The sequence below is a fragment of the Myxococcus vastator genome (genome assembly GCF_010894475.1).
GTDB lineage: Bacteria > Myxococcota > Myxococcia > Myxococcales > Myxococcaceae > Myxococcus > Myxococcus vastator.
The window spans coordinates 1-11,657 of record NZ_JAAIYB010000263.1; the positions used below are offsets into that span (position 1 = coordinate 1).

Consider the following 11,657-nt stretch of genomic DNA (forward strand, 5'->3'; position numbering starts at 1 on the left):
GCCGGTGACGGCCGTGGCGGTGGCGCCCTCCGAAGAGCCCAAGTAGTTCCGGAGGGCCGGCTCCACGCCCGGCTCCCCACCCTCACCTGCCCGCGGGCCTCGCGGGCAGGGCGCAATTCTGGAAGACGACTCGCGGCTCCTCGCGCAGCGCCTGCACGGGCGTTGGGTGCCGGGCCTCCATGTACGCCGACGCGAGGTTGGCTTCCGTCCCGCGCAGCTTGCGCGCCTGCACCGGGTTGCGGTCCGGGTTCTGTCCCGCGTTGCCCAGCGCCGCGCCGTAGCCGTCTCCCCCGTCCAGGATGTACGCGTTCATGGCCACGCGGTAGCGGATGGACGCGTCCTCGCGCGCGGGCAGCGCCACGGGCACCCCACCCACCGTCAGCTCGCGCACGCGCGAGCCCTCCGGCTGGGCGCAGTCCACGCGCAGCGAGCTGCCCTCCGACACGTGCAGGAAGGCGCCGGAGGGCGAGGCGATGCTCTGCCCTTCCCTGTACAGCGAGCCCACGGACAGCTCCATCATGTCCACGAGCTCCTTCTCCGTGAGGTCCACCGTCACGACGAGGTTCTCGAAGAGGAGGAGCTCGTGCAGCACGCCGTCGGTGAGCGCGCCCTGGCGCAGCGAGGTCCGCGTGACGCACAGGCCCTCCTGGCGCAGCGAGCCGCCGTTGACGACGCCCAGCACCGCGGGGCGCGTGGAGTCATCCTCCGCGTGGAGGAGCGCATCCGCGACGAGCTGGCCCAGCGCATTGTTGTCGTGCCGGGTGTAGACCTTGTCGAGGAGCACCTCGTGGGCCAGGTAGCCCACGACGGCGTCGGGGTCCTCCACCAGGGGCTGGCACGAGTCGTTGTAGGCGATGCAGCCGCCGTGGAAGGCGCCCAGGGCGAAGGTGAGCGCGGCGAAGAGGGAGCGGGAGCGCGGCATCAGTAGTGGGCCCTCACGGTGAGGAATCCGGACATGCCCTCGCGCGGCAGCAGCCCGGGGACGCGGTCCGGCCGGGGCACGTCGTCGCGAAGGTCATTGTCGAACAGGTTGTGCGCCACCAGGGCCACCTCGAAGTGCTCCAGGATGGGCTCGGTGCGCAGCTGCGCGGTGATGAGGCTGTAGGACGGAATCTTGTAGCGGCGGATGAGCTCCAGCACGGAGCGGCTGTTGTTGCGCCGCTCCGCGCCCGTGCGCACCACCACGTCGAAGTTCACATAGGCGCCAATGGGCATCGACACCCCGGCGTTGAAGCGCGCCTGCGGCGTGTCGGTGAGCAGGCGGGACTGGGTGGGCAGCTCCAGGTCCTCCGCGCGGGAGATGCTGGCGTTGAGCCACGCATACGCGCGCTTGGAGGCCTCCAGCCGGGCCTCGCCCTCCACGCCGTACACCCGCACGCCCAGCTCGCGGTTGCGCAGCGGGACGATGTTGCCGGACGTGTCCACGGGGACGATGGGCGAGCCGAAGAACGCCACGTACGCGTTGGCGCGCAGCCGCACCCGCGCGTCCCCCGCCGCCTGGACGAGGTCCGCGCCCAGCTCGAAGGTGTCCACCGTGGCGGGCTGGAGGCGCGGGTTGCCCTCGAAGCGGCCCTGGTTGTAGTCCGTGTCCGGGATGCGCTCGACCAGCTCCTGCAGCGTGGGGGCGCGGAAGGCACGCCCGTAGAGGGCCTTGAGCACCAGCGAGTCGGTGGCCGCGAACACCAGGCCCACGCGCGGATTGAGGGTGGGCACGAAGCGGGTGCCGTTGATGGCGCCGGACGCGTCCACCGTGGGCAGCTGGGTGGCGTCCATGCGCACGCCGAACGTGAGCGTGAGCGCGTTGACGACGGTCCACTGGTCCTGCGCGAACAGCCCCACGTTGAGGCGGCGGGACGCGGCGCCGCTCGTCAGGTCCACCAGGCCCTCCGGCCGCGCCAGGCCGTCCGGACGCACCTGGGCGTCCAGGGTGTAGTTCGTCACGTAGTCGTATTCGCCCAGCGACTGCTGCTCCACCACCGCGCCCAGGGAGAGGCGGTTGTAGGCGCTCAGGGCCACGTCCGCGTCCACGGAGCCGGTGAGCGAGCGCACGGAGACGCGCGTCTGCTCCTGCATCCCCTCTTCGAACAGGCGGCTGGTGCCCGTGCCGGTTCTGAACTCGCGAGGGGTGATTTGAAAGAAGCGGTCGGTGGACTGCTGGTCAAACGCGGCCCGCGCGCGGAGGTTCACGTCGGGTCCGAAGGCGCGCTCCCAGGTCAGGTCCGCGAGGAAGACGTTCCAGCCCAGCCTGGAGTCCTCGCCCACCGTGTCGAAGAGGCCCACCAGGGCGCTGCGCCGCTCGGTGAGGAAGCGCGCCGAGGCCCCCAGGCGGCCCGCGTCGCCCATGGCGTAGGTGGCGCCCGCGCCCGCGTTGAAGAGGAAGCGCTCGTCGCGGGTGCGCCCCGCGGGGTCCGTCACGTCACGCAGTCCCTGCGAGCGCGACTCGTCGTCCAGGCCGTCGTTCTCGATGACGGTGGAGTCACCGGCCTGGCTCCACAGGTCCACGTCCGCGAAGACGCGCAGGTTTCCGGCGGTGTGCCCCGCGGAGAGGTGACCGTTGCCCGTGACGGCGAGCCGGTCGTCCTGGCCCGGGTAGCCGCCGACGGACACGGCCGTGCGGACGCCGTCCGACGTGTCCGTGACGATGTTGACCACGCCCAGGAAGGCACCGGCGCCATAGAGGGCGGAGCCAGGGCCGCGGATGACCTCCACCCGCTCCAGGTTCTCCACCGGCAGGTTCATCAGCGCCTTGCCGTCGAAGAAGCTGTTGAGGCGGTGGCCATTGAGGAGGAAGAGCACCTCCGCGTCGTTGCGCAGGCCGCGGATGGCGGTGCGGTGGAAGCCCTGCACGTCCCGGCTGACCGACAGGCCGGGCACCACGTCCAGGACGTCCGCCACGGTGCGCGCGCCCAGGGAGCGCAGCTGCTGCTGACTGAACGAGGCGCCAATGGCGGGCACCGTCCGCACCGCCGCCTCGTGGCGCGTGGCCAGGGCCAGCGTGTCCTCGGCGCTGTAGAGGGCCAGGTCCTCCTCCAGCTCGGAACGGGCGGGCGCCAGCTCACGCGACGCGGGCGCCTCGGAGGTCCGGGACGGCCGTGCCGACGACGAAGCCTCCGTGGGCGCATCCGCGGGCAGGTCCGCCGTGAGCGCGGCCATGGAGTCGTCCCGCGGCGCCGGCGCCTGCGCGCGAGAACGCTCGGGCGGAGGCGTGCGCTCGGGCGGAGCGGCGCGCGGCGGCGTCCGGCCTGGCGGGGGGCGGCGCGTGGGCGGCGGCGTGGGCCGGACGATGGACGCGCTGGCCGGCGTCTCGCCGCCCACGAGCACGCGCACGGGACGCGAGGCGGACTGGAAGAGCGGCACGCGCTGGCCATCCGCGGTGAGGCCTTCGACGTAGTACTCGATGCCGGGCGGGACGACGTGCTCCGCGGGAATCACGGCCCGGTACAGGTCGCCGTACTCCCGCTCCATGGGCCGTCGGGCGTAGGGCTCGCCGGGGCCCCGGTAGCGCACGTACAGCTCGAGGACGCGGCGGCCTTCCACCAGCGTGCCGTCGAGCTGCAACGCGACGCGCGGCTCGGCGCGCTCCGGCGGGGAATGCAAGAGACCTGGTTCCTCGGCGCGGCCGGGCACCGCCATGATGAGGACCAGGCTGAGGAGGGTCGCGCGAGCGTGTGCGGTCTTCAAGGCTGAGCGCCATGCTCCATTGGCCTTCCGTCCCAGTCAAGGAACGCACCCGACACCCGGGCGCGCCGTTTTTTTGCCGGGCCCGCGGTGGCGTGCGAGGGATTGCGGCACTCCATGCGCGATTCGCTCGCCTTGCACCTCGCCCTGTTCCGACGCCAGCGCGCGCAGATCGCCCGAGTGGTTGACGGACAGACGGCCTCATTCCGAACCTACGAAGCCCGCTTCCGGCGGCGCACCTCCGGCTACCGGAGCGTCACGACGCTGCCCGCCGTGTACCAACAGGTGCAGGCGGCGGACGTCGTCTACGTCGGCGACTACCACACGCTCCCGCTCGCGCAGGAGACGTACCTCGCACTGGTGGAGCGGGCGCGGGCCTCGGGCCGCCGCGTCATCATGGCGCTGGAGTCCGTGGAGGGCCGTCACCAGGCCACCGTGGATGCCTGGCGCGCTGGCCGCGTCACGGAGCGCTCCCTGCTGGCGAAGCTGGGACACGGCGCGGGGGTGTGGTCCAACACGCGCGCCCTGCTCGCCTTCGCGCGCAAGCAGAAGCTGGAGGTGGTGGGCATCGACCGCCGGGCGCAGGGTGAGCGCTCGCTGGAGCTTCGGGACGCCTACGCCGCTGAACGCATCGCCCGCGCCGCCCGCGCGCCGGACCGGCCGCTGGTCATGGTGCTGGTGGGCCAGTACCACGTGGCGCCCTGCCACCTGCCCGCGCAGGTGGAGCGCGCGCTCGGCGCGGAGACGCGCAAGGGGCTGGTCGTGTACCAGAACGCGGAAGGCGTCTGGTGGCGGCTGGCACGCGAGGGCCGCGTGGGCGCCGCGGAGGCCGTGGAGCTGGCGGACGGCACGCTGTGCCTGATGAACGCCTCGCCCGTGGTGTGCCAGCAGAGCTTCCTGGACTACCTGGAGGCGGAGGCCGGAGACGCCCCGCTGTTGGATCGCGGCGCCGCGGAGCGCTTCCGCGAGATGGCCGCGCTCATCGGCCGGCTCGCTGGCGTGCCCGTGGGCCGCTCCTTGGACACGGTGGACGTGGCCACCGCCGCGGACGGCGACGTCCTGGAGCGAATCCAGCGGCGCGGACGCTTCACCCAGGCCGAGCTGACCCAGCTTCGCCGCCACATCCTCTCCCGCGAGAGCAGCTACATCCCCCGCGCGCGGGTGGCCTATCTGGCGTCGCTGTCGCTGAACCACGCGGCGGAGGAAGCGGCGCACTTCGTCCGGCACTGCGCCGTGGGTGACGCCATGGACGCGCCGCGCGGCGCTTCAGAGGCCTTCTACGCGCGCTGCCTGGAAGAGGCGCTGGGCTTCTTCGGCTCGAAGCTGGTGAACCCCCGGCGCGCCTGCCTGGGCGTGGCCGAGTGGGCGAAGCGCTTCGGCGAGAGCCGCGGCGTGGAGCGGCAGATCGCCGCCTTCGTGCTGACCCACAAGGCCACGGAGGCGGAGGCGCCGGAGGAAGCCGTGAAGCTCCTCCCGCTGCGCAAGGACCGGCTGTTCCACGGCGTCAGCCACGCCCTGGGCTATCTGCTCGGAGACCGGCTGTACCAGGCCTTCGACAGTGGCCAGGTGGCCAAGGCGGAGGTGCAGGCCCTGTTCCGCGACCCCTTCGTGGACCCGCGGGCGGCCTACTTCGCCTGGGCCGAACGCCTGGGCGGCTGAGCCCGGCTACAGGTCGACCTGTCCCGAGGGAGCCGGTGGCGCGGCGTCCTCGTCCATGTCGAGCGGGCCGAACGTCCCATCCGGCTTCAGCATCCGCTGCCGCTCCGGCGCTTCGCTCAGCACCCGGATGGCGCCATCCGGGGTCAGGAAGTAGGCGATGCGCGACGCGGCGTGGATGACCGTGAGCGCGCCCAGCTCCGGGTAGAGCATCAGCGTCGCCAGCTCCGTCTCCAATGGCCCCCCGAAGAGGACGTGGGAGTGCGCCGAGCCCTGGTACAGCTCGCCGTCCGGCCCCGGCTCCAGGCTGATGGCGAAGACGCTCTTGTGCAGCCGCACCGCCTCCCGCTGGGTGCGCCCGTCGGGGCCGTAGCGGAAGCGGATGTCCCCGCCGAAATAGAAGCGCATGGGGTCCCGCGTGCCCTGGAGGACATAGACGGTGAGGTCTCCATCCTCCTCCACGAAGACCACCGGGTTGATGGTCCCTCGCGCGAAGGCCTCCACCGTGGCCAGCATCGACGACTTCACCGCTCGGGCGACGGGGCTGAAGTCCCCGGGCAGCGCGTCGAGTGGCAGCGGGGCCATCTGCTCCGCGTCGTCACGCGGAGCCTTGAAGGCATAGGCGGGGGTGAAGGTGCCCGCGTCGTCCAGGGTGCCGAAGAGGGAGTACCAGCCGTCTTCACGCGGCACCGTGAAGAACCACTCCATGCGCGAGCGGTCCAGCGCGTCCTGGAGGAGGAGCCGGTCCGTGGCGAAGATGGCGGCGCGCTCCGCATCAAAGAGGTACTTCGCCCGCGTCTGCACCCGGCGCAGCTCCGCGTCATCCGGAACGGCCACCGTGGACTCCGGGCCGTCGGGCTTCACGCGGCCCGAGCGCGCGCCGCAACCCAAGAAGAGAACGGCGACGGCCAGCAAGGGGAACACACGCATGAGGACCTCGTCCGCGAAGGCAGGTCCCCGCATTCTGCGCCAGCCGCCCACGAGGCGTCACCTCGCGTGCCCCAGCACGGTGTCCGCCACCGCCGGAGGGTTGGCGGCACGGCAGCCGCCCCCCTCCCGGGCGTGCGGCACGGGACTACAGCTTCTGCGGCGCGTTCGCCTGCATGGCCGACTTCACCTTCTCGCGGAAGGCGCGCATCTTCGACCGCATCGCGTCCTTCTGCGCGTCGGAGAGCTTGCCGCCCGAGGCTTCACGCTGGGCCTTCATCTCCTCGCGCAGCTGGCGGCCCTCGGCCTTGAACTGGTCAGCCTGGGCCTGGGAGAGCCTCCCTTCGGCCACGGCCTTGTCCAGCCGGTGCGCCATGCGGGCCATCTTGTTCCCGTGCCTCTTGCCCTTGTGCCGGTGGTGCCCCCCGTGCCCCTTGCCGTCCGCGGCAGGAGGAGGGGCGGACTCGGGCGCGGCCGTCTGGGCCAGCACGGGCGCGGCGAGGAACAGCGAGGCGACAGCAACGGAACGCAGGGCGGTCATGAGCTTCATCGGGTTTTGCTCCTCGGGGTGACTGAGGCTTCGGGTGCCGGCCTTCCCGTCGCCTCATGCCCTGAAAAACCCCGCGCGGCGCGAAAGGTTAAATCCGCCGCGCCCTACCGCGCCGGGAGCTTCATCGCGCGGGTGGCGATGAAGCCGTTGTAGTACCGCGACAGGGCATCTTCCGGACCGAACGAGTCCTCGAAGAGACCAATGATGGCGAGCCCCGCGTCCGCCTGCCCGCCCAGCTGGTCCTCGAGGGAGTGCCCCACGCAGAGCGGCTCGGTCACATCCGTGAAGCGGCGGCGCTCCTCGTCGGACAGGCTGGTGAAGTCCGAATAGGGCATGCGGTACTTCAACGTGAAGATGCCCTGCTTCTCCAAGGCCAGGTCGAACAGGTAGTTCACGGGGTTGGTGAAGCCGGTCAGCAGCACGCCGCCGGGCCGCAGCACGCGCGCCGCCTCACGCCACACGGGACGCACCGCGTCCACGAAGCAGTTGGAGCACGGGTGGAAGATGAGGTCGAAGCTCGCGTCCTCGAAGGCGGAGAGGTCGCGCATGTCGCCCTCCACCAGTCGGAGCTCCAGGCCCTCGCGCTCCGCCACCAGGCGGTCCTGGCCGAGCTGCGCGGGTGAGTTGTCCAGCACCGACACCCGGGCGCCCGCCGCCGCGAACACCGGCGCCTGCTGTCCACCGGCGCCCGCGAGGCACAGGAGGTCCTTGCCCTGGATGTCACCGAACCACTCGCGCGGCACGGGCTTCGTGGGCGTGAGGACGACGCTCCAGTCGCCCCTGCGCGCGGCGGCGATGACCTCCGGGCTCACGGGGAGCGTCCACTTGTTGCCCGTGGCCACCTGGTGATTCCACGCCTCGCGGTTGTACGTCCGCACGTCCAGTTCAGTCGTCATGCAACACCCTTCCTTCCATTCCGCCGGCGACCGTGACGACTTCACCCGTCACGTGTCCGGAGATTCGGTCCGACGCGAGCGACACCACCGCCCGCGCCACGTCCACGGGCTCGGCCACCTTGCGCAGCGGCATCGTCCGCGTGACGCGCTCGAGGAAGCCCGGCTGGGCCAGCTTGTCGCGGCTGCGGTCCACCGCCGTCCACCCCGGGCACACGACGTTGACGCGGCCCAGAGGCGCGATGCGGCCCAGCTCGTTCTTGAGGCTCTTGAGGAAGCCGCTCGCCAGCGCGCCCTTGGCGGCGGCGTAGTCAGCGTGTCCTGCTTCACCGAACAGCCCCGCGGTGGAGCTGATGATGACGATGTTGCCCGTCTTCGTGGTGGCCACGTGCCGGAGGAAGGCGCGGCAGCACAGGAAGACGCTGTCCAGGTTCTCCGCCAGCGTGCGGCGCCAGCGCGTCAGCGACATCTCCCAGACAGGCTCATCCGGGGCGGGCCATACCCCCGCGTTGCACACCAGCACGTCCAGCCGTCCCAACGCGGCCACCGCCGCGGGAACCAGCGCGTCCACGTCGGCTTCCACCGTCAGGTCCGCGCGCAGCGCGGCGCCGCCAACGTCGCGGGCCAGCGCCTGGGCCTTCTCGGTGCTGGAGTGGTAGTGCACCGCCACCTTCGCGCCTTCTTCCGCGAAGGTGTGGACCAGGGCGGTGCCGATTCCTCCGGCGCCGCCCGTGACCAGGACGCCTCTGCCCTGCAGCTCCGTGTCCATCCGGGTGTTCTCCTCGGTCGTGCGTTCACGGGGCCGCTTCGGCGGAGTCCCGGGCACGCCGGTGGCGTCCGGCGGCTCACGACGAGAGAAGGCCCCGGCGCCTGACAAGAGCCCGTCCGTTGACAGGAAGGCCAGCGGAAAAACCCGGCCGGGCGCCCGTCACGAGGACCGGCTTCCTTCGCATGCCGGACTCATGATTATCTAATACTAACCCTTTGAGGTTCACACCAAGGAGTCGCGCTTGGCTTCTCAGACTGTCACGACCACCACCCGGGACAAGGCCGCCATCTTCACGTTCGAGCGGCGGCACGTCCTCTTCTCGGTGGAGGACACGCGCTACGAGTTCGTCCGCACGCTGGAGCGCCGAGCCAATGGCGAGGAGCTGCTCCTGGCCGACCGCTACCAGCCGCACGGGCTCGCGGGCCCCGTCGCCATCAAGCGCGTGCGCAGCCCCGCGACCTCCGCGCGCCGGCACCGGCTGGTGGAGGAGGTGCAACTGGCCTACCGCCTCCACCACCCCAACATCGCCCAGGTGCACTACTTCAAGATTCACCGGGGCAAGCCGTACATCATCATGGAGCATGTGGACGGGCCGTCGCTGGAGACGGTGCTGAACCTCATCGCCATGCGAGGAAGGGCCGTGTCCCTGGCCTTCGCGCTCCATGTCGCCGCGGAGCTGGCGGATGCCTTGCACCATGCGCACTCGCTCCAGGACGCGCAGGGCCGGTCCTTGGGGCTGATTCATCGCGACGTCAGCCCACGAAACGTGCGGGTGGCGCGCACGGGCGAGGTGAAGCTGACGCACTTTGGCGTCGCCTATTCGCATCTGGTCGGCCGGGAGGAGACGGCGGGGGCGCTGCTCAAGGGGGACGTGGCGTATGCGTCTCCGGAGTACCTCGCGGGCACGGCGCTGACCGCCGCCTCGGACCTCTTCTCGCTGGGGCTGGTGCTGCTGGAACTGGCCACGGGGCGGCACCTGTTCGCGGCGGCGGCCGAGGCGATGGAGCCACCTCGCGCGAAGTCACGTGAGCTGCGCCTGGAGGAGCCCCCTTCCCTGCCGCTCACGCAGATGCTGATGCTGCTGGAGGACCATGGCCCCCAGGACGTGGAGCGCGCCGCCGCGAGCCTGCCGCCCGAGGTGCGCGCCGTGCTTCACGGGATGCTGCACAAGGAGGCGCCGAAGCGCTTCAGCTCGGCGGAAGCGCTGTGCGTGGCGCTCAGGGAGTGCCTCATCCAGGAGGTCCGCCGCACCGGTCGCCCCTTCGGCCGGGCCGACCTGGCCGAGGAGCTGACGCGACTCATCAGCGACGCCAGCGCGGTCCGCGACGAGGTCGAGCTGCTCGACGAAAGCCTCTTCCCACAGGGCCTCGAAGCCCACGAGCTCCGAGGACGGGGCCGCAGGGGCACCTGACGCCGGGCCCAGGCGCTAACGGGACAGGGCGCTCGCCATCACGACGAGCGCCTTGAGCTGCTCTTCGTCCAGCGTCTCCGAGAGCGTCATCAACCGCCGTTGCAGCGCGGAATGCTGCTTCGCGCCCGCGCGGCCCTCCCTGGCGAGCCCCAGGAGCTCATCCGTGGACGTGCGCAGCACCCTGGCCACCCTCCGGAGCGTGGACACCCGCGGCAACATCTTCCCCCGCTCCATCCGGCTGTAGACCATGGGGTGCATGTCCAACAGCGCCGCCACTTCCACCTGCGTCAATCCCAGCCGCCCGCGCGCCTCGCGCACGGCCTTTCCAAACGTCGCTCCCAGTTCTTCGTCCATGGCTCGTCCGGGAGCCTAGCCCATTGCGCCCTAAACCCCTCAGGACCATGCGCGGGAAAGCACTTTCATCTTCCCTGGCGGTAGCGAGAACGGCATCCTCCCGGCGGGGTCCTGCTGGCGCCCGGTGACACTTCAGGTTGGATCCGCCGGGCAGGAAGCCCCAGGGAGACGGCATGGCGGAAGCGCAGAGGCGAGACGATTCGCCGGGGGCAGGCATCGCGGGCTTCACCCTGGGCGAGTGGCTGGGCAGCGGCGCATGCGGCAACGTCTACCTCGCGCGGCGCGACGGCGAGGAGGTCGCGCTCAAGCTCCAGGACCTCCACGAGATGGCGGGGTGGTCGACTCGCGAGAGCGCCATCCTCATGCGGCTGCGCCACCCCAACGTGGTGGCCTTTCGCGCCTGCGGACATGTCCCAGGCGGGGAGCCGCGGATGTTCTACCTGGCCATGGAGTGCGTGCGCGGAAGGACCCTGCACCGGTGGGTGGAGGAAGAGAACCCCAGCGCGCGCCAGGTGGCACGGCTGCTGCGCGGCATGGCCCGGGGCCTGGCGGCCACGCACAAGGCGGAGGTCGTGCATCGCGATATCAAGGAGTCCAACGTCATGGTGCGGGAGGCGGACGGTGAGCCCGTCCTGGTGGACTTCGGCGTGGGTGACTTCGCCGGAGCGCCGCGCCTCACCCAGGGCGTCCTGCCGCCTGGCACCCTGCGCTATCGAAGCCCGGAGGCGCTGGCGTTCCGCAGGGCCCACAGCGCGGACACGAACGCGCGATACCGGTGCGGCCCCACGGATGACCTCTACGCGCTCGGCGTCGTCGTCTACTGGATGCTCACCGGCCGTCCCCCGTTCCTGGAGGTGGTGACCCCCACGGAGATCGAGGCCGTCATCTCAGAGACGCCTCGCCCTCCCCTCGCCGTGAACCCGCGCGTGCCCCCGGCGCTGAGCGAGCTGTGCCTGCGGCTCCTGGCCAAGGACCCCGAGGCCCGAGGAAGCGCGGCGGCACTGAGCGAGGCGGTGGAGCAGGTGCTCTCCGCCGTCGACGCGACGTGGGACGTCCCCTTGTGCGAGTGGCGTCGGGATGCGGAGACCCCCGAACCTGAGTCCTGGTCCGAGCTCGACAATGACGCCGCGCTGGAGCTGTGGGCCGAGGCAGGTGACGCCCGCTGGGCCTCCCCCAGGCGCGGGCCCCGGCCGGACAAGGCACCGCTGGAGCGACGTGCGCCCCAGGCCGTGGCGGCGCCCGTGCATCGGCGCGCGGCGCGCTGGGCCGTGCTGCTCGCGGGGCTGGCGTGCGCGGTGGGGACGTGGCTCTGGGTGGCGCCCCCCACGCATGGCGGCGTGGGCAACCCCATCCGGGAAGTGGCTTTGCCCGGTGGCCGGCCGGAAAGTGGGCGGGCCGCGTCCCTGCCCAGTCCCGGGC

The 11,657-nt window shown here is 71.5% G+C and carries 10 protein-coding genes; 3 read left to right on the plus strand and 7 right to left on the minus strand.

Annotation, left to right across the window (positions count from 1 at the left end):
* Nucleotides 1-82 precede the first annotated feature (82 nt).
* Nucleotides 83-922 carry a 5'-nucleotidase C-terminal domain-containing protein gene (locus G4D87_RS23660; RefSeq protein ID WP_163784477.1) on the minus strand — a complete coding sequence of 280 codons (840 nt, stop codon included), beginning with the start codon at nucleotides 920-922 and terminating at the stop codon, nucleotides 83-85.
* On the minus strand, nucleotides 922-3,681 hold the full coding sequence (locus tag G4D87_RS23665) for a TonB-dependent receptor plug domain-containing protein (RefSeq protein ID WP_163784478.1): 2,760 nt from the start codon (nucleotides 3,679-3,681) through the stop codon (nucleotides 922-924). Before G4D87_RS23665 ends, G4D87_RS23660 begins: the two co-directional genes overlap by 1 nt.
* Nucleotides 3,682-3,795: 114 nt before the next feature.
* Here G4D87_RS23665 and G4D87_RS23670 point away from each other — a divergent pair, with 114 nt between their 5' ends.
* A complete protein-coding gene (locus G4D87_RS23670) occupies nucleotides 3,796-5,337 on the plus strand; it encodes a ChaN family lipoprotein (protein WP_205507701.1) in 1,542 nt (513 codons plus the stop codon).
* Nucleotides 5,338-5,343: 6 nt separating this feature from the next.
* On the opposite strand, the gene G4D87_RS23675 is transcribed toward G4D87_RS23670, so the two are convergent.
* The 4 genes from G4D87_RS23675 to G4D87_RS23690 all read right to left on the minus strand — a co-directional run bounded on the left by G4D87_RS23675 (nucleotide 5,344) and on the right by G4D87_RS23690 (nucleotide 8,473).
* Entirely contained in the window at nucleotides 5,344-6,264 is a 921-nt protein-coding gene (locus G4D87_RS23675; RefSeq protein ID WP_240358528.1) for a hypothetical protein, read from the minus strand.
* Nucleotides 6,265-6,409: 145 nt separating this feature from the next.
* Nucleotides 6,410-6,811, minus strand: coding sequence for a hypothetical protein (locus G4D87_RS23680; RefSeq protein ID WP_163784480.1), 402 nt, complete (start codon nucleotides 6,809-6,811; stop codon nucleotides 6,410-6,412).
* A 104-nt stretch (nucleotides 6,812-6,915) separates the two neighbouring features.
* On the minus strand, nucleotides 6,916-7,707 hold the full coding sequence (locus G4D87_RS23685) for a class I SAM-dependent methyltransferase (protein ID WP_163784481.1): 792 nt from the start codon (nucleotides 7,705-7,707) through the stop codon (nucleotides 6,916-6,918).
* The gene (locus tag G4D87_RS23690) at nucleotides 7,697-8,473 is read right to left on the minus strand and encodes an SDR family NAD(P)-dependent oxidoreductase (RefSeq protein ID WP_163784482.1); all 777 of its coding nucleotides are present in this window, start codon (nucleotides 8,471-8,473) and stop codon (nucleotides 7,697-7,699) included. The genes G4D87_RS23685 and G4D87_RS23690 overlap by 11 nt, the downstream gene beginning before the upstream one ends.
* Nucleotides 8,474-8,714: 241 nt before the next feature.
* Between G4D87_RS23690 and G4D87_RS23695 the strand changes: the two genes are divergently transcribed.
* Nucleotides 8,715-9,884: a serine/threonine-protein kinase gene (locus G4D87_RS23695; protein WP_163784483.1), complete on the plus strand. Its 1,170-nt coding sequence runs from the start codon at nucleotides 8,715-8,717 to the stop codon at nucleotides 9,882-9,884.
* A gap of 15 nt (nucleotides 9,885-9,899) precedes the next feature.
* On the opposite strand, the gene G4D87_RS23700 is transcribed toward G4D87_RS23695, so the two are convergent.
* On the minus strand, nucleotides 9,900-10,238 hold the full coding sequence (locus G4D87_RS23700; RefSeq protein WP_163784484.1) for a helix-turn-helix domain-containing protein: 339 nt from the start codon (nucleotides 10,236-10,238) through the stop codon (nucleotides 9,900-9,902).
* 173 nt (nucleotides 10,239-10,411) lie between these two features.
* Here G4D87_RS23700 and G4D87_RS23705 point away from each other — a divergent pair.
* A partial coding sequence (locus tag G4D87_RS23705; RefSeq protein ID WP_163784485.1) for a serine/threonine-protein kinase occupies nucleotides 10,412-11,657 on the plus strand: 1,246 nt, incomplete at its 3' end.

Coding starts and splice junctions, on each gene's coding strand:
- G4D87_RS23660 (WP_163784477.1), bottom strand. CDS start 922: ATGCCGCGCTCCCGCTCCCTCTTCGCCGCGCTCACCTTCGCCCTGGGC.
- G4D87_RS23670 (WP_205507701.1), top strand. CDS start 3,796: ATGCGCGATTCGCTCGCCTTGCACCTCGCCCTGTTCCGACGCCAGCGC.
- G4D87_RS23675 (WP_240358528.1), bottom strand. CDS start 6,264: ATGCGTGTGTTCCCCTTGCTGGCCGTCGCCGTTCTCTTCTTGGGTTGC.
- G4D87_RS23680 (WP_163784480.1), bottom strand. CDS start 6,811: ATGAAGCTCATGACCGCCCTGCGTTCCGTTGCTGTCGCCTCGCTGTTC.
- G4D87_RS23685 (WP_163784481.1), bottom strand. CDS start 7,707: ATGACGACTGAACTGGACGTGCGGACGTACAACCGCGAGGCGTGGAAT.
- G4D87_RS23690 (WP_163784482.1), bottom strand. CDS start 8,473: ATGGACACGGAGCTGCAGGGCAGAGGCGTCCTGGTCACGGGCGGCGCC.
- G4D87_RS23700 (WP_163784484.1), bottom strand. CDS start 10,238: ATGGACGAAGAACTGGGAGCGACGTTTGGAAAGGCCGTGCGCGAGGCG.